The sequence below is a fragment of the Mycolicibacterium duvalii genome (assembly GCF_010726645.1).
In the GTDB taxonomy this organism is placed as follows: Bacteria; Actinomycetota; Actinomycetes; order Mycobacteriales; family Mycobacteriaceae; genus Mycobacterium; species Mycobacterium duvalii.
In genome coordinates, this window is the sequence record NZ_AP022563.1 from 4406923 (window position 1) to 4421603 (window position 14681).

At 70.2% G+C, this 14681-nt stretch carries 19 protein-coding genes and 1 pseudogene; 9 read left to right on the plus strand and 11 right to left on the minus strand.

The window, feature by feature from the left end:
• Positions 1-99 precede the first annotated feature (99 nt).
• Positions 100-840 carry a helix-turn-helix domain-containing protein gene (locus G6N31_RS20785; protein ID WP_098005625.1) on the minus strand — a complete coding sequence of 247 codons (741 nt, stop codon included), beginning with the start codon at positions 838-840 and terminating at the stop codon, positions 100-102.
• Positions 841-1222: 382 nt separating this feature from the next.
• Between G6N31_RS20785 and G6N31_RS20790 the strand changes: the two genes are divergently transcribed.
• Positions 1223-1516, plus strand: coding sequence for a WhiB family transcriptional regulator (locus G6N31_RS20790; protein WP_098005623.1), 294 nt, complete (start codon positions 1223-1225; stop codon positions 1514-1516).
• 63 nt (positions 1517-1579) lie between these two features.
• Here G6N31_RS20790 and G6N31_RS20795 read toward each other — a convergent pair whose 3' ends face one another.
• From G6N31_RS20795 to G6N31_RS20805, 3 genes are all read right to left on the minus strand, one after another.
• Positions 1580-2635: a sensor domain-containing diguanylate cyclase gene (locus G6N31_RS20795; protein ID WP_098005621.1), complete on the minus strand. Its 1056-nt coding sequence runs from the start codon at positions 2633-2635 to the stop codon at positions 1580-1582.
• Between the two features lie 103 nt (positions 2636-2738).
• On the minus strand, positions 2739-4289 hold the full coding sequence (locus G6N31_RS20800) for an acyl-CoA carboxylase subunit beta (RefSeq protein WP_179964216.1): 1551 nt from the start codon (positions 4287-4289) through the stop codon (positions 2739-2741).
• Positions 4282-4551, minus strand: a complete 270-nt coding sequence (locus G6N31_RS20805) for a DivIVA domain-containing protein (protein ID WP_098005620.1) — start codon at positions 4549-4551, stop codon at positions 4282-4284. Before G6N31_RS20805 ends, G6N31_RS20800 begins: the two co-directional genes overlap by 8 nt.
• A gap of 95 nt (positions 4552-4646) precedes the next feature.
• On the opposite strand from G6N31_RS20805, the gene G6N31_RS20810 reads away from it, so the two are divergent.
• The 4 genes and pseudogenes from G6N31_RS20810 to G6N31_RS20825 all read left to right on the plus strand — a co-directional run bounded on the left by G6N31_RS20810 (position 4647) and on the right by G6N31_RS20825 (position 6593).
• Entirely contained in the window at positions 4647-5075 is a 429-nt protein-coding gene (locus tag G6N31_RS20810) for an EVE domain-containing protein (RefSeq protein WP_098005617.1), read from the plus strand.
• 50 nt (positions 5076-5125) lie between these two features.
• Positions 5126-5428, plus strand: a complete 303-nt coding sequence (locus G6N31_RS20815; RefSeq protein WP_098005616.1) for a GNAT family N-acetyltransferase — start codon at positions 5126-5128, stop codon at positions 5426-5428.
• Positions 5428-5760 (plus strand): GNAT family N-acetyltransferase, encoded by a 333-nt coding sequence (locus G6N31_RS20820; RefSeq protein ID WP_098005615.1) that lies wholly within the window; start codon positions 5428-5430, stop codon positions 5758-5760. The genes G6N31_RS20815 and G6N31_RS20820 overlap by 1 nt, the downstream gene beginning before the upstream one ends.
• A gap of 27 nt (positions 5761-5787) precedes the next feature.
• Positions 5788-6593, plus strand: a pseudogene (locus G6N31_RS20825) (acyl-CoA thioesterase domain-containing protein).
• Here the strand turns inward: G6N31_RS20825 and G6N31_RS20830 are convergent.
• Positions 6590-7087 carry a pyridoxamine 5'-phosphate oxidase family protein gene (locus G6N31_RS20830; RefSeq protein ID WP_098005680.1) on the minus strand — a complete coding sequence of 166 codons (498 nt, stop codon included), beginning with the start codon at positions 7085-7087 and terminating at the stop codon, positions 6590-6592. The pseudogene G6N31_RS20825 and the gene G6N31_RS20830 overlap by 4 nt on opposite strands.
• 98 nt (positions 7088-7185) lie before the next feature.
• Between G6N31_RS20830 and G6N31_RS20835 the strand changes: the two genes are divergently transcribed.
• The gene (locus G6N31_RS20835) at positions 7186-7398 is read left to right on the plus strand and encodes a DUF3072 domain-containing protein (RefSeq protein WP_098005613.1); all 213 of its coding nucleotides are present in this window, start codon (positions 7186-7188) and stop codon (positions 7396-7398) included.
• A gap of 25 nt (positions 7399-7423) precedes the next feature.
• On the opposite strand, the gene G6N31_RS20840 is transcribed toward G6N31_RS20835, so the two are convergent.
• Positions 7424-8029 carry a hypothetical protein gene (locus tag G6N31_RS20840; protein ID WP_098005611.1) on the minus strand — a complete coding sequence of 202 codons (606 nt, stop codon included), beginning with the start codon at positions 8027-8029 and terminating at the stop codon, positions 7424-7426.
• Positions 8030-8136: 107 nt separating this feature from the next.
• Between G6N31_RS20840 and G6N31_RS20845 the strand changes: the two genes are divergently transcribed.
• The gene (locus G6N31_RS20845) at positions 8137-8556 is read left to right on the plus strand and encodes a ChaB family protein (RefSeq protein WP_098005609.1); all 420 of its coding nucleotides are present in this window, start codon (positions 8137-8139) and stop codon (positions 8554-8556) included.
• On the opposite strand, the gene G6N31_RS20850 is transcribed toward G6N31_RS20845, so the two are convergent.
• Positions 8553-8822, minus strand: coding sequence for a YdeI/OmpD-associated family protein (locus G6N31_RS20850; RefSeq protein WP_098005608.1), 270 nt, complete (start codon positions 8820-8822; stop codon positions 8553-8555). The two genes, G6N31_RS20845 and G6N31_RS20850, sit on opposite strands and share 4 nt — an antisense overlap.
• On the minus strand, positions 8815-9111 hold the full coding sequence (locus tag G6N31_RS20855; protein WP_098005606.1) for a helix-turn-helix domain-containing protein: 297 nt from the start codon (positions 9109-9111) through the stop codon (positions 8815-8817). The genes G6N31_RS20850 and G6N31_RS20855 overlap by 8 nt, the downstream gene beginning before the upstream one ends.
• Before the next feature lie 84 nt (positions 9112-9195).
• Between G6N31_RS20855 and map the strand changes: the two genes are divergently transcribed.
• Entirely contained in the window at positions 9196-9963 is a 768-nt protein-coding gene (map, locus tag G6N31_RS20860) for a type I methionyl aminopeptidase (RefSeq protein ID WP_098005604.1), read from the plus strand.
• 2 nt (positions 9964-9965) lie between these two features.
• Here the strand turns inward: map and G6N31_RS20865 are convergent, their stop codons facing one another.
• Together G6N31_RS20865 and G6N31_RS20870 are read right to left on the minus strand one after the other, a co-directional pair.
• A complete protein-coding gene (locus tag G6N31_RS20865; RefSeq protein ID WP_098005602.1) occupies positions 9966-11216 on the minus strand; it encodes a nucleotide disphospho-sugar-binding domain-containing protein in 1251 nt (416 codons plus the stop codon).
• A gap of 129 nt (positions 11217-11345) precedes the next feature.
• A complete protein-coding gene (locus G6N31_RS20870) occupies positions 11346-13526 on the minus strand; it encodes an MMPL family transporter (RefSeq protein ID WP_420091246.1) in 2181 nt (726 codons plus the stop codon).
• A gap of 145 nt (positions 13527-13671) precedes the next feature.
• Between G6N31_RS20870 and G6N31_RS20875 the strand changes: the two genes are divergently transcribed.
• Entirely contained in the window at positions 13672-14391 is a 720-nt protein-coding gene (locus tag G6N31_RS20875; protein ID WP_098005676.1) for a class I SAM-dependent methyltransferase, read from the plus strand.
• 10 nt (positions 14392-14401) lie between these two features.
• Here G6N31_RS20875 and G6N31_RS20880 read toward each other — a convergent pair whose 3' ends face one another.
• Positions 14402-14680: a cytochrome C oxidase subunit IV family protein gene (locus tag G6N31_RS20880; RefSeq protein WP_098005600.1), complete on the minus strand. Its 279-nt coding sequence runs from the start codon at positions 14678-14680 to the stop codon at positions 14402-14404.
• Position 14681 lies beyond the last annotated feature (1 nt).

A 14681-nucleotide genomic window follows, 5' to 3' on the forward strand; every position in this document is an offset into this window, starting at 1 on the left:
TTCGCGTCCCACCGCTGGAGTCCGCCCGCGCCTGCGTCCCCATCGCATCGGTACCGCGAGGACCGGACACCGGGTGCCGCGGCGGGGTTTGCTGCCTCACTACCCGATCTGGGCCACCAGCGCCGCGAGCGCCTCGACATCGGCCGGTGCCGCCGGCTCTTCGGTCTCGACCTGCCGGACCGCGTCTTCGGCCACCCCCGCGGCCTGGGCAGCTTCCGCGATCGTCAGGTTTGCGGCGCGGCGCACGGCGTACAGCCGCTGCCCCAATGTCGCATACGGTGCGGCGGCCGCGCGCAGCATCAGCTCGTCGTAAAGGCTGCGTACCGCACTGAGGGCTTTGATCAACGACGGGGTGATCCGGCCGATGCGTGCTGCGCGCGAGGCGACGGCTTCGAGTTGGCGCAGATCCGACAGCAGCGATGTCGCACGAGGAGTGAAAGTTTGGTCGTCGGTCGCGGGCAGCGTCGCGATGGTGGTCCGCAGGGTGCCGGCCGCGGTGAGCACGGCCTGCGCGATCAACGAGATCTCGTCCCCGTCCGCAGGCGCGGTGGACATCTCGGGGCGTGGCGACGGATGCACCGCTTCACCGCGCCGCAGCCGCTCGATGGCGCCCGGCGGCCAGCGCAGGATCTCCTCGAGTTTGGCCCTCGTACGCTGGCGAGGCCAGCTGCGCCCCTTCTCGAACGCGATGAGCGCACCGGCGTTGATGATGCCCTCGGCGGCCAGGCGCCGCTGGCTGATGTCGAGTTCGCGGCGCCGTGCGGCGGCGGCAGCGCCGGCACGCAGCATTCCGGGATCCGGTGCGCTGGTCGACCCGTCGATCGACTCCGCGTTCGTCATCTGGCCCGGATACCTCGTGCTTGCTCGGATCAATGTGCTCAGCCGATCGGCGTCGTCATCGTAACGAGCCAGGCCCTGGCCGCTACGACTTGGGTGACCGAATCCGCGTGGTTTCTGTGTCAAAGCTACACCTTCGAGCAGACACAATCCGCATTAATGCTGCGGTGTTTCGTCACCGGTAGGTCCGGTGTCGATCGCATCGCCGGAGCAACATAACTGCACGTCGTTTGACATTTAACGCCTGGTGCACGGCGGGAGGCGGCCCGGCCGCCCGGCGGAGCACACCGGCGATCCGTTGCAGTAACTGTTGCATCGCTACGGTTTGTCCGCTAGCTTTCGAAATATCGCGGCACCCCGCCGCCAGGCACAGAGGAGCGACACGATGAACGCAACGCCGTTTGACGAGACACCGGTCGGCGCGTGCACCGCGGACCCCGAGCGGTGGACCACCACCGCTGACGACGAAGCGAAGGCCATTTGTCGGTCGTGTCCTCGTCGTTGGCCGTGCGCGCGCGAGGCCTACGAGTCGCCCCGGGCCGAGGGGCTTTGGGCGGGGATCTACGTTCCGGAGGCTGGGCGCGGCCGCACCTTCGCACTGCGCCAGCTCAAGTCGCTGGCAGAACAGCACGGCTATCCCGTGCGGCAGCGCCGCGTCTACTACGCCGAGACCGCCTGACCTGGTCCGTCCGCCGCCGAGCCCGGGGGGTCGGCGGCGGACGGCTCGGCGGGAACACCGTCCCTACACGTTGAGCGCGTCGACCACCGGGCCGGACTTGCCCTTCTTGTCGACATACATCAGTTCGTCGGCGCGGGTGAGCAATTCGTCGATGGAGGCGCCGTCGGCGGCGTCGGTTTCGATCACCCCGACGCTGACGGCCAGGGGCTGCCGGCAGGCGTCCACGTCGTTGCGGAACGCCGTCAGGATCTGCTCTTTCAGATCCTCGGGTTCCTGCACGGCATCGAGCACCAGCACGCAGAACTCGTCCCCGCCGAGCCGCGCGGCGATGTCGGTGGGTCCGAGCAGCGAGCGCAACACCCGGGCCGCGGCGACCAGCAGCGAATCGCCGGCGTCGTGGCCGTCGGTGTCGTTGACCGACTTGAGGTCGTCGATGTCGAGGAACGCCAGCAGGCACCGGCCCCCGTTGCCGCGGCAGCGGCGCAACGCCCGCTCGGCGTGGTCGAAGAAGCCGCGACGGTTGTTCAGGCCCGTCAGATCGTCGGTCAGCGACAGCCGCCGGATCTCCTCGGTGGCCTGCTCGAGCGCCGCGGTCCGGTCGGCCACCCGCTGGTCGAGCTCGGCGTAGAGCGTGACGTTCTCCATGGCCACCGACGTCGAATCCGCCAGCGCCGCCAGCATCGACACCTCGTCGTCGGTGGGATGGCGTCGTTCGGCCCAGTACGCGCCAATCGCGCCGACCGGATCCAGCGTGCGGATCGGCACCATCACCAGACTCTTGACGAAGGTCGGCCGGTAGGCGGCCTGCGGGATACGGTCATCGGCGTAGATGTCGGGGATCACGGCGGACTGCCGGTGCAGCATCACCCAGCCGCTGACGCAGGCCTCCATCGGGAAACGCTTGCCCGCCCACAGCGGCGCGATGGCATCCTCGTCGGCGTAATAGCACTGACCGTCATCGCGCAGGACGAAGGTCGCGCCGTCGGCGCCGGTCATATGTCGCGCCGCGCTCCGGACGATGCGCTGGATCTCGGGGAGGCTGCGCGCCAGCGACAGTTCCTGCACAGCCTGTAACAGCAGGCCCAGACCCGCGCCCCGCCCCTGATGCGTGACGCTCATCCACACCTCCGTGAGATTCGACCGCGGCCACCTCAGAGCACCGAAACGGGTTGCCCCATGGTACGTACGCTGATCTTGTTCTGCGGGGCAACACCGAAGCTTGTCACCAGGTGTCGACGAAGGGCCGCCGTGCCGCAGGCGGGGCGGTCGCGGCGGCGGTCAGCGTCGACGCGATCGCCGCGCGGGTGTCGGCGGGGTCGATGACGTCGTCGATCTCGAAGAGCATCGCCGCGTTGAGCGCCTTGGCGTGCTCCTGCGCCGCCGCGGTGGCCTCACGCACCCGCTGCTCGCGTTCGGCGTCGTCGGCGATGGCGTCGAGTTCCTTGCGCAGGCCCAGCCGCACCGCACCCTCCAGGCCCATCGGCCCGAGGTGCGCCCCGGGCCACGCGACGGTTAGCACCGGCTCGTGCAGGCTGCCCCCGGCCATCGCCTGCGCGCCCAGCCCGTAGCCCCGCCGCAGCACGACGGCGATCAGCGGCACCCGTAATGCCGCCCCGGCCACCAGCATTCGGGAGGCACGCCGGACCAGTGACTCGGCTTCGGCGGCGGGCCCGACCATGTAGCCCGGGCAGTCGATCAGCGAAACCACCGGCACACCGAACGCGTCGCAGAGCTGCAGGAAACGCGCCGCCTTGTCCGAGGCCGCCGCGGTGATCGCCCCGGCGGTGAACCGGGTGTCGTTGGCGATGATGCCGACCGGCCGGCCCTCGATGCGGGCCAGCGCGGTCACCATCTCCCGGGCGAAGCGCGGCCGCAGGAACGTCACCGAATCTTCGTCGGCGAGGGTCTCGATGACCGGCGCGACGTCGTAGGCCCGGCGCGCGCGTTCGGGCACCGCGTCGCGCAGTGCGGTCTGGTCGGCGGCGGTCCAGTCCGCGGTGGGGCCCTGGAAGTAGCCGAGGAGTTTCTTCGTTACCGTGACCGCTTCGGTCTCGTCGGCGACGACGACGTCGACGTTGCCGTTGGGTTCCTGCACCTCCATCGGGCCGACCGCGTCGGGGTGCACCTCCCCCAGTCCCCCGCCGGCGATCATCGCCGGCCCGCCCATGCCCAGCGACGCGCTACGGGTGGCGACGATCAGATCAGCGGCGCCGGCGATCACCGCGTTGCCGGCGAAGCAGCGTCCGTGCACCACCGCGATGCGCGGCACCACACCGGAAAGCTTGGCCCACAACGCAAATGCGCGGGTGTCCAGTGCCGACACCACCGGGTAGTCGGTGTCGCCGGGCCGGCCGCCGCCGCCCTCGGCGAAGAACACCGTGGGCAGCTTCATCCGCTCGATCAGCTCGAAGAGGCGGTCCTTCTTGCGGTGCCCGATCGCGCCCTGGGTGCCGGCGAGCACGGTGTAGTCGTAGGACAGCACCGCGCAGGGCTGCCCGTCGACCCGGGCAGTGCCGGCCACCAGGCCGTCGGCCGGGGTGCGGGCGATCAGGTCCTCGACGTCGCGGCGCATCCGTTGCGGCGCGATCGCGAACCGGCCGTACTCGACGAACGAGCCGGGGTCGACGAGGTCGTCGACGTTCTCGCGGGCGGTGCGTCCGCCCGCGGCGTGGCGGCGCTCTACGGCGTCGGGCCGGGCGGCGTCCTCGGTCCGGGCGCGGCGGCGCCGCAGCTCCGCAAGGTCGTCGCGGATCGGGTGCTCGGGCTCAGGCATCGAGGCGGTCGATCGCCGCGGCGATCTTCTCCAGCAGCGCGTCCACCTGGGCGGTGTCATAGCCGCGCTTTCCGATCCGCGGCTTGTTGAAGCGAACGTGCCGAACGTCGTCGGCCGACAGATGACCGCGGCCGTCGAGGCGGCGGGCGGCCAGCGCAAGGAAGTCGTGGACCGGCTTCTCTTCGTAGCCCCTCTTGTTCCAGGGCGGCTTGTCGAACGTCGCGTTGCGCAGATCCTCGGCCGTCACGTCACTGTCGCCCATGAGCGCGACTGTATCCGTGACCCGCCGGGGACCGTTATCCCCAGGGCTGTGGATAACCGGGGGTTTCGGTCGGAGGCCGGGCATAGCGTGCGGACATGACGAATTGGATCATCACCGCCAGCCGCGACCATGTGCTGCGCGCCGTGGAGGGACGCTTCATCCAGGCCGGCCACGGCCGAGCGTTTCCGGTGCGGGCGATGGCGCCCGGAGACTGGGTCATCTGCTATTCGCCGCGGGCCGAACACCCCCGCGGCGCACCGGTGCAGGCCTTCACCGCCATCGGTCGGGTCGCCGACGGCGACCCGTATCAGGCCGAGGTCGCGCCGGAGTTCCGGCCGTGGCGGCGGCGCGTGGACTTCCTGCGCTGTGTGGAGACGCCGATCCGGCCGCTGATCGACCGGCTGGAGTTCATAGAGGACAAGACGCGCTGGGGCTATCAATTCCGCTTCGGGGGCTTCCGCATCGGCGATCACGACGTCGAGATCCTCCGGTCGGCGATGATCCCGCTCGGCATGTCCGCATAACGGGCCCGGCCCATCGGTGTCCGCGCGCGCAACACGGGTATAGAGGACTCATGACCACCGACAGAACGGGCGCTCCGACGCTGGTGACCGCGGGCTCCGACCGGTTCAGCATCGCGGTCAACGGCAAGACGGTCGGGTTCGCCGACTTCTTCGACCGCGACGGTGCCCGGGTCTTCCCCCACACCGAAGTGGACCAGGCCTATCAGGGGCGCGGTCTGGCGACGATCCTGGTCCGCGAGGCGCTCGAGGCGACCCGCGAGGCGGGCCTGCAGGTGGTGCCGCAATGCTGGATGGTCGCCGAATTCATCGACAAGAACCCCGAATTCGCGGGGCTGCTGCAGAGAAAGGCGTAATGAGCACCGACAAGACCGGCGCACCCACCGAGGTGACCGCCGAAGCAGACCGCTTCACCATCTCCGTCGACGGGCAGCGCGCCGGGTTCACCGAGTACGTCGACCGCGACGGCCAGCGCATCTTCCCGCACACCGAGATCGACGACCAGTTCAGCGGCCGCGGGCTGGGCAGCCTGCTGGTGGCGGGCGCGCTCGAGCAGACCCGCGACGCCGGGCTGCGGGTGGTGGCGGTGTGTTCGATGGTGGCCGGCTACATCGACAAGCACCCCGAGTTCAAGGACATCACCGACCCGGTGACCGACGACGTCAAACGGCTGCTCGCGCAACGCTGATCGGCGCGCCCGCTATCGTCATCGGCGATGAGCAGCCGGGCCTTCTTCGTCGTCGACGGTGACCACTTCGTTCCCACGCCGTGGGCGCGGGGCCCGTGGGGGCAGACCGTCAGCGGCAACTACGTGGGCGGGTGCTCGGTTTCGCGGTCGACAACGCGGTCACCGACGACGGGTTGCAGCCGGCGCGGCTGACCGTCGATCTGCTGCGCCCGGTGGCGCTGGAGCCGGTACAGGTGCAGACGTCGGTGCGCCGGTCCGGGCGCCGCCTGCACCTGCTCGACGCAACGATGGTTCAGCACGGCGTCGAAGTCGGCCGGGCCAGCGCGCTGTATCTGCGCCGCGGCGACCAGCCGCCCGGCGACCGCTGGACCACCCCGGTCACCATGCCGCCGCTGCCGCCCGACCCGCCGGACCTCGACGACGAGGTCAAGACACTGGTCTGGACCTACGGCAAGGACGGCAAGACACCGAGCCGCGGGCTGGGCGCCTGGGCCTACGACGGACCCAAGCACATGTGGGTGCGCGACCTGATCCCGCTGGTCGACGGCGTCACGCTGACACCGTTCACCCGCGCGGCGATGGCCGGGGACATGGCCAGCTCGCTGACGCATTTCGGCGCCGACGGATTGCCGTTCATCAACGCCGACTACACGCTGGCGCTGAGCCGGCTGCGGCGCAGCGAGTACCTCGGGCTGGCCGCGCTGACCCACCACAGCGACGACGGCGTGGCCACCGGCACCGCGGTGCTCGTCGACACTGATGGACCGATCGGCACCGCCACCGCGACGGCACTGGCCAACCCCGGCTTCGCGCCGTCGCGCAGTATCGGTTAGAGGTACTGGGCCGTGCTGCCCGACAGCGGCATGGCGGCCATGCCCAGCTTGCGGTGGTCCCAGCTGCGCGTCCGCGACGGCACCACCCGCACGCAGATGCGGTTGTTCATCATCTGGTCGACGAACGGCTTCATCTCGTCGGTGTAGGGACCGGTGTAGCGCTCCCAGACGCTGATGCCCACGCGCAGGTTGGTCTCCGGGTCGTCGTAGATTTCCGCGGTCCCGTCGATCGACACCCCACGCAGCGTGTCGTACGTGAGGCCGTCCTCGACCATCACCGTCACGGTCGGGTCGCGGCGCACGTTGACCGCCTTCTGCGATTTGGCCTTGGTCTCGAACCAGATCTCGCCGTCGAGCACCGCGTACCACATGGCCACCAGGTGCGGCCGGCCGTTCGGCAGCACCGTGGCCATGGTGGCGGTCCGGCTCTGCTCGATGAAGTCGGCGATCTCGCCGTCGGTCATGACGATCTTCGCGCGTTCGTTTCTGCCCACGGCATGCATGTTTTCAGGTGCCCCGGGGAAGCGACAGACCGCCACCGTGTTTCGAACATACTTGCGATGGGCATCCCCCGGGCGGAGGTGATCACGACATGACAGACAACATCGGACAGGCACCGAGCGAGAACGCCGAGAAAGACACGTCGCAGTGGGTGACCGGGGAGGAACCGATGACCGGCCCGCAGCGCAGCTACCTGCAGACGCTGGCCCAGGAGGCCGGTACCGAGGTGGACGACGACCTGACCAAGGCGCAGGCCTCGGAGCTCATCGACTCGCTGCAGCAGCAGACCGGGCGGGGCGCGTAGCGCGCCGGGCCGGTCCCACAAGGCGTCAGTAGAACAGGACCGGAGGCAGCGCGCGGATGCCGCCGCCGCTGTTGGCCCCCGAGAACGGAGGCCGGCCCTCCGCCACACCGGTCAGCTTCACCGCTCCGACCCGGCGGAACCGGCCCACGGGCGGGCTGACCATGAACCCCAATTCGTCACCGACACCGAAGCGGACATCGTGACCGGTGACCGGAGGGCACACCCCGAACAGCACCGGTTCCCACCCGGCGAGGTAGAGCCACAGCGACGAATACAGCGGTGCGACCGGCGCGGCCGGCAGCACCGCGTGGTGCAGGGGTGCGCCGTCCCCCGAGGAGGCCAGCAGGAAGTCTTGATCCCGACCGGCGCCGTAGGCGTCGGGGACTTTGAGGCACAGCATGCGCGGTTGCGACCCGGGCCGGTCCGGACCGGCGGTGACCACGGCCCGGTGGGAGGCCCCCGGCGTCAACAGCTCGCCGGACACCGATGCGTCGTCATCGATCGTGAGCACCGCGTCGAACGTCTCTGCCGGCCCGGCGAACAGGCCGCCCGGCGCGCCCAACACGGCCCCGGCGGTGGCCCGCAGCGACTGGACGCCGGTGGTCAGCGCGACCGCATCAGGAATCTTCATTCCCAGCCAGTACCCGTTCCCGCGATTTCGACTCTCCGGGCCGGGGTGTCAACGCGACGGCGACGGATAACTCACCACAGAGTCCGACATCTCGGAGGTGTGATCCCGTGCCCAAGACGACGAAGTCCGGCAAGCCCAAGAAGGACGAGCTGCCCAGCACCCTGCAGAAATCCGACGCCAAGGCGCAGCGCACGTTCGCCAAGGCCCACGACGCCGCCGCCGAACAGTACGGCGAGGGAGAGCGGGCCCATCGCGTCGCCTACGACGCGCTCAAACACAGCTACGAGAAGGTCGGCGACCACTGGGAGCAGAAGGAGCAGCGTGGCCCGTCCGATGACCGCGCCGAAAGCGGCGGTCCCCGGCCCAGCGGCGAGAGCCAGGAGGGCGTCGACGCCAACGCCAGCAAGAAGCACCTCGTCGAGGTCGCCCGACGGCTGGACATTTCGGGCCGGTCGAAGATGACCAAGGACGAGCTGGTCTCGGCGATCAAGAAGGAGAATCGCCGGGAGTCGCGCCGCAACCGTTAGGGCTTGCCGGTCCGTTCCCGGTGCTTGCATCCGGGCCAGCAGCACGGCCGGCGCTTGCCCTCCTCGAGCTCCTCCTGGGTGCGCCGGATCCGGCGTTCCCGCGTGGCGGCCTGCTTGGCATCCTCGACCCAGCAGATGAACTCGTTGCGCGCCAGCGGCGTGATGTCGTTCCAGGCGGCCAGCGCCGGCGCGTTGCCGGTGAGCGCGCTCGCCAGGTCGGCCGGCAGTTCGTGCACCACCCCACCAAGAACCTGCCGGCTACTCACGGGCCGAGGATAACGCGAGCCCCTGAGCCGTAGCCTGCAGACTCGGGTCGGCCAGGCAGATGCGGCCGAGATCGTCGAGGGCGATGTCCAACACCGTCGCCAGCGCGGCGACCGTGGTGAAGGCCGGCGTCGCCAACCGTCCGGTCTCGATCTTGCGCAGCGTCTCCGGCGAGATGCCCGCGGCCTGTGCGACATCGGCCAAGGTGCGCTCGCCGCGGGCCGCGCGCAGGTAGGCGCCCAGCCGTTTCCCAGCGGCGAGCTGCTGCGGTGTCAACGGAGATCGCACCATGGGCACCACCCTACGTCAGTCGGTATGAAAATACCGAGCGGTCCGCTAGCCTGGTATTTCTATACCAGCATTCTGGAGGCACGCATGGTGGAGTTGAAGACCGCGTCGGAGATCGCGGCGATGCGCACGACGGGCGCCTTCGTCGCGCAGGTGCTCGACGACCTGCAGGCTCGCGCGCGGGTCGGTGTTAACCTCCTCGACCTCGAACGCCGCGCCCGGGAGATGATCGCCGAGCGCGGCGCCGAGTCCTGCTACTGGGACTACGCCCCCTCATTCGGTCGCGGGCCGTTCCGCAACGTCATCTGCCTGTCGGTCAATGACGCTGTGCTGCACGGCTTGCCGCACGACTATGCGCTGCGCGACGGTGATCTGCTGAGCATGGACATGGCCGTGTCGATCGACGGGTGGGTGGCCGACTCGGCACGCAGTCTGATCGTCGGCACACCCCGCGCCGAGGATCAGCGGCTGATCGAGGCCACCGAACGCGCCTTGGCCGCCGCCATCGACGCGGCCCGCCCGGGCGACCGGCTCGGCGATGTCTCCGCGGCCATCGGTGACGTGGCCGCCGCCTACGGCTACCCGGTCAACACCGAGTTCGGCGGGCACGGGCTCGGCCGCACCATGCACGAGGACCCACCTGTTCCCAACGTCGGCCGGCGCGGCCGCGGACTGCGGTTGCGGCCCGGTCTGACCCTGGCGCTGGAACCGTGGTTCGCGCGCGGGACCGACAAGATCGTCCACGACCCGGACGGCTGGACCCTCCGGTCGGCGGACGGTTCGCGCACCGCGCACAGTGAACACACGATCGCGGTCACCGACGGGGCGGCAGCGATCCTGACCGCGGCCGCGTAACGCTACGCGCCGGCCGGCTCCCATGTCCGGGCCGCCTCGCGCACCTGCTGCTCCACCAGATCGGCCCCGCGCGCGACGCCGCCGCAGGCAGCGAATCCAGCGGCCACCGCCGCGGCGCCGGCGCCCATCGTCCGCGCGGTCTGCACGGCGTCGCGCAGCCGGCCCGGGCTCAGCCGGCCGGCGGGCAATCGGACGCCCGCGGCGGCCACCTCCACGCGTCGGGCGACTTCGAACTGGTCCCGCCCGTAGGGAACAGCGCACACCGGGATTCCGCGCGCCAGCGCCTTCTGGGTGATGCCCAGCCCGCCGTGGGTGATCACGCAGACGGCCCGCTCGAGCAGGACCGAGTGCGGGACGAACCCCGACAGCGTCACGTTGTCGGCGACCTTCGTCGCGGCACCGCCCGCGGTCGGGGCGGTGATCACCACATGCACGGGCTCGTCGTGGAAAGCCTCGATCGCGGTGTGGATCAGCGCGTCGTCGGCCTGCGGCACTGACGACGTGGTGACCAGGACGACGGGCTGGTCGATCTCGGTCAGCCACGCCGGCGCCGGGCGTTGCAGGTCGAATTCGGCCGGGCCGATCATCTCGACCGTGTCGCCCCAGTCGGTGTGCGGGTATTCGAACGGTTTGGCGGTGGCGACCAACAGCTTCGGCGCGCGGCGCAGCAGCTCGTCGGCGGAGTGCACGGGCGGCAGTCCCAGCGCCGCGCGTACCGGCCCGATGCCGCGCCGCAGCGGGACGTCGAACACCAGGCTGGTCACGGCGCCGACCCCGAGGTCGCGGATCCTGCCGAACGGACCGGGCCACGGCCGCGCGCCCGCGCCGAACGGCGGCGAACCCGGCGAGCGCAGGTACGGGATGAACGGCGAGAGCGCCACCCAGGGGCGGTTCTGCGTCTCGGCGACCGACATCGCGCCCCAGCAGTTCGCGTCGACGATCACCACGTCGGGGTCCACATCGGCGAGCGCGCAACAGAAGTCGTCGATCTCGAGTTCGGCGCGGCGAGTCAGCACATCGACGGTCTCGCGCGCGGACTGCAGCACGTTGGTGGTGGTGTGCAGGGTCTGCAGACCCTCGATGAGACTGTCCACCGGGCGGGCGTCGAAGCCCTGCTCCCGGCACAGCGCCACGCCGGAGGCCAGCGTGCGGACGTGGATCTCATGGCCCCTTCGGGCGAGTTCGCCGAGCAGCGCGCAGAAGGGGAACAGGTGACCCAGCGCCGGGGACATGTAGGCGAGGACGACGGCCATCGTCACTGCCCTGCCTGGCCGCGAGACAGGTGTTCGCGGTGGTGGTCGTGCATGCTGGGCCCCCTCGTCGAACCGATACGTCACTCAGCATTCGGAGCAGCCGTGGCCTCGGATGGGCGCGGTCCCGGCTCAGGAATGGGTCACCCGCGCTTCGATGCGCTGGTGTAGCCGGGCCAGCGGGGCGGGCGCCCACCAGTTCCACCGGCCCATCATCTGCATGAGCACCGGCAGCAGCACCATTCGCACCAGGGTCGCGTCGACCAGGACGGCCAGCGTCAACCCGAGGCCGAACATGCGCATGAACGACACCTGGGCAGCGATCAACGCGCTGAAGGAGATCGACATGATCAACGCCGCCGCGGTGACCACCCGGCCGGTGTGCGCCAGACCCAGTGCGACGCTCTCGTCGTTGTCGGCGCGGGTGCGCCCGCTGCGCAGCCAGTACTCGCGGATCCGGGCGATCAGGAAGACCTCGTAGTCCATCGAGAGGCCGAACGCGATGCAGAACAGCAGCACCGGCATGTTGATCACGAGCGTCCCGGTGGGGGTCGTGCCGAAGGCGCCGAGGTGGCCGTCCTGGAAGATCCACACCAGGGCCCCGAATGCCGCGGTCAAAGACAGCACGTTGAGCAGCACGGCTTTGAGCGGCAGCACCACGCTGCCGGTGAGCAGGAACAACAGCAGGAACGTGATCACCGCGATCGCGATCAGCACGGCCGGCAGTCGTTCGGTGATGGAATCGACGGTGTCGCGGTTGATCTGCGCGCTTCCGGTCACCTGCACCGGCCGGTCGGCCGGCGTGGGGACAGCGCGGAGATCGTCGAGTTGACGCTCCGAGGCCGGCGAGGACACCGGCGCGGTGCTGCCGACGCTGATCACCGCGATGTCGGGGTCCCGTGCGGCGGGGTCGGGGTTGTCGCTGACTTTGCGGCCCGACGCGAAGACCCCCGTCGGCCCGGTGACCAGCGAGACGTCGGCGATCTGCGAGGCCTGCGTTGCGTAGCGGTCGAGTTCTGCGGCCGGCAGCCCGGCCGCGTCGGGCACGACGACCGTCACCGTGGACTCCATGGCGGGGAACTGGTCGCGCAGGATGTCGCCGACGCGATGCGCGGACGTGGTCGTGGGCAGCACGCGGTCATCGGGCAACCCCCACTTCACGCCTGCGAAGGGCAGTCCCGCGGCGACCAGCAGCGCGGCCGCGGCCACGCCCACGGGCAGCGCCCGCCGCGTGACGAGTTTGGTCCAGCGGTACCAGAACCTCTGCTCGGTCGGTGTTGTCGCGGCGTGCCGTGACCGGCTGAGCAGCCGGGGTCCGAGCAGCACGATCGCCGCCGGGGTGACCACCAGCGCGGCGAGCGCGCACAACGCGACGGTGGCCACCCCGGCGTAGGCGAACGACTTCAGGAAGTGCATCGGGAACAGCACCATCGTCACCATCGACAGCGCGACCGTCAGCGCGGAGAAGACCACCGTGCGGCCCGCGGTGCGCATCGTGGTGTGCAGCGCCGCGTCGCGGGGGGCACCGGCGGCCACCTCGTCGCGGAACCGGCTGATGATCAGCAGCGTGTAGTCGATCGCCAGCGCGAGCCCGAGCGCCGTGGTCAGGTTCAGCGCGAAGATGGACACGTCGGTCACCATCGAGATCAGGCGCAGCACGGCCATCGACGCGGCGATCGTCAAGCCCGCCACGGCGATCGGGATGGCCGCCACCAACAGGCCCTTGAAGACCCAGACCAGCACCAGGAAGCTCAGCGGCACGGCGATGGCTTCCATGATCAGCACGTCGCGCAGCGTCTGCGAGGTGATCTGGGACAGCACCATCGCCGGACCGCCGGCCAGGATCTGCACGTCCTCGTGGCGCGGGACGACGGTGGCCTCGATGTCGTCGGCGAGGGCGCTGGCGTATCCGGGGGCGTCGTCCTCGCTGCCGCGGAAGGCCACGATCACCAGCCCGGTCCGGCCGTCTTCGGCGGTCAGCGCCGGTGTCGGAGAGGTCCAGGCGGATTGGACGTCGGCGACGTTCGGGTCCTGACGGGCGCGGGTGACGACGTCGAGGCCGGCCTCCCGGGCCGCGTCGGTGCTGTCGGCGTGGGTGACGGTCACGATCAGTGGGGCATCGCTACGGCCGAGCGCCTCGGCGAGGGTGCGGCTGGCCAGCGTCGATTCGGCGTTCGGGTCCTGGAAGCCGGCGGCCGACAGGCTGCCGGCGGCAGGCACGCCGAAGATCGCGGCGGCGATCATCACCAGCACGGCGATCGCGACCACGCGGCGCGGCGCGGCTGTGGCCCACGCGGTTGCTCGCTCCAACAGGACGGCATCCTCTCGACACGCACGGCCCATGCGTTGGCGACCGCCCCACCGACGGGCGGTCACCACCTATTCGGAACCGCGCACCGTTCGGACGGTTCACAGCCCCGAGCGGGCCTGGCTCGGCAGGGGCCGCGACAATGGTCGGGTGCCTGATGCGGTCGGATCCGAACCCCAATACGAGGTGTTCGCCGACGGCTTCCTCGATCACGCCCGCGACGGTCTGTTCAACGCCCACGTCGACCGCCCCGCCTGCCTGGCCCTGTTGGGCGACGTCGCCGGAGCAACGATTCTCGACGCGGCGTGCGGGCCTGGACTGTATGCCGAGGAACTGGCCCGCCGGCACGCGCGAGTCATCGGTTTCGACCAGAGTCCCCGCATGGTCGAACTGGCCCGACAGCGCGTCCCCTCCGGTGAGTTCCGCGTCCACGATCTGGCCGATCCGCTCGACTGGCTCGGCGATCACACGGTCGACGCCGTGCTGCTCGCGCTGGCCCTGGAGTACGTCGACGACAGGGTGGCCGCGCTGGCCGAGCTGCGCCGCGTCCTTCGTCCGGGCGGAGCCCTCGTCGTCTCACGTCCGCATCCGACCGGCGACTGGTTACGACACGGCGGCAACTACTTTCAGACCCGGATCGTCGACGAGACCTGGAGCCGAGGGTGGCGGCTGCGGTCCTGGCTGTCTCCGCTCGAACAGACCTGTGAGGAACTGCACCACGCCGGTTTCCTGATCGAGCGGCTGCTCGAACCGCGCCCCACGCCGCAGGCCGCAGCGATCGACCTCGAACGCTACGAGCGGCTCAACCGCGAGCCCACCGGTTTCCTCGCCATCAGAGCCGTCCCCGATCCGCGTCGCCCCTCGGTGTGAAGGCCGCGTCCTACAGCGCGGCGAAGTACAGGCCCAGCAGCAGGCCGAAGAGCACGACCAGCCACCCGGTCGTCGTCACCTTCAACCACGCGGGTGCGTGCCGGACCTCCATGAAGTGCCAGATCACCAACTGCGTCTTGACCGCTGCGATCAGCAGCACGATGACGGTCACCGTGGTGTCGATGTGGTGGACCGCTGCGGTGTCGCGGGCGGTCAGCCACGACGCTACGGTCACCGCGGTGAGCACGGCCCACACGATGGTCAGCGGGTGGCGCAGGTAGGCGGTCACA

Bases quoted from the DNA above. Each gene is read 5' to 3' on its own strand.
- G6N31_RS20855 (WP_098005606.1), bottom strand. From the start codon at position 9,111: ATGGTGCGATCTCCGTTGACACCGCAGCAGCTCGCCGCTGGGAAACGG.
- G6N31_RS20815 (WP_098005616.1), top strand. From the start codon at position 5,126: ATGACCACCGACAGAACGGGCGCTCCGACGCTGGTGACCGCGGGCTCC.
- G6N31_RS20810 (WP_098005617.1), top strand. From the start codon at position 4,647: ATGACGAATTGGATCATCACCGCCAGCCGCGACCATGTGCTGCGCGCC.
- G6N31_RS20790 (WP_098005623.1), top strand. From the start codon at position 1,223: ATGAACGCAACGCCGTTTGACGAGACACCGGTCGGCGCGTGCACCGCG.
- G6N31_RS20820 (WP_098005615.1), top strand. From the start codon at position 5,428: ATGAGCACCGACAAGACCGGCGCACCCACCGAGGTGACCGCCGAAGCA.
- G6N31_RS20805 (WP_098005620.1), bottom strand. From the start codon at position 4,551: ATGGGCGACAGTGACGTGACGGCCGAGGATCTGCGCAACGCGACGTTC.
- G6N31_RS20800 (WP_179964216.1), bottom strand. From the start codon at position 4,289: ATGCCTGAGCCCGAGCACCCGATCCGCGACGACCTTGCGGAGCTGCGG.
- G6N31_RS20865 (WP_098005602.1), bottom strand. From the start codon at position 11,216: ATGGCCGTCGTCCTCGCCTACATGTCCCCGGCGCTGGGTCACCTGTTC.
- G6N31_RS20785 (WP_098005625.1), bottom strand. From the start codon at position 840: ATGACGAACGCGGAGTCGATCGACGGGTCGACCAGCGCACCGGATCCC.
- G6N31_RS20795 (WP_098005621.1), bottom strand. From the start codon at position 2,635: ATGAGCGTCACGCATCAGGGGCGGGGCGCGGGTCTGGGCCTGCTGTTA.
- map (WP_098005604.1), top strand. From the start codon at position 9,196: ATGGTGGAGTTGAAGACCGCGTCGGAGATCGCGGCGATGCGCACGACG.
- G6N31_RS20840 (WP_098005611.1), bottom strand. From the start codon at position 8,029: ATGAAGATTCCTGATGCGGTCGCGCTGACCACCGGCGTCCAGTCGCTG.
- G6N31_RS20835 (WP_098005613.1), top strand. From the start codon at position 7,186: ATGACAGACAACATCGGACAGGCACCGAGCGAGAACGCCGAGAAAGAC.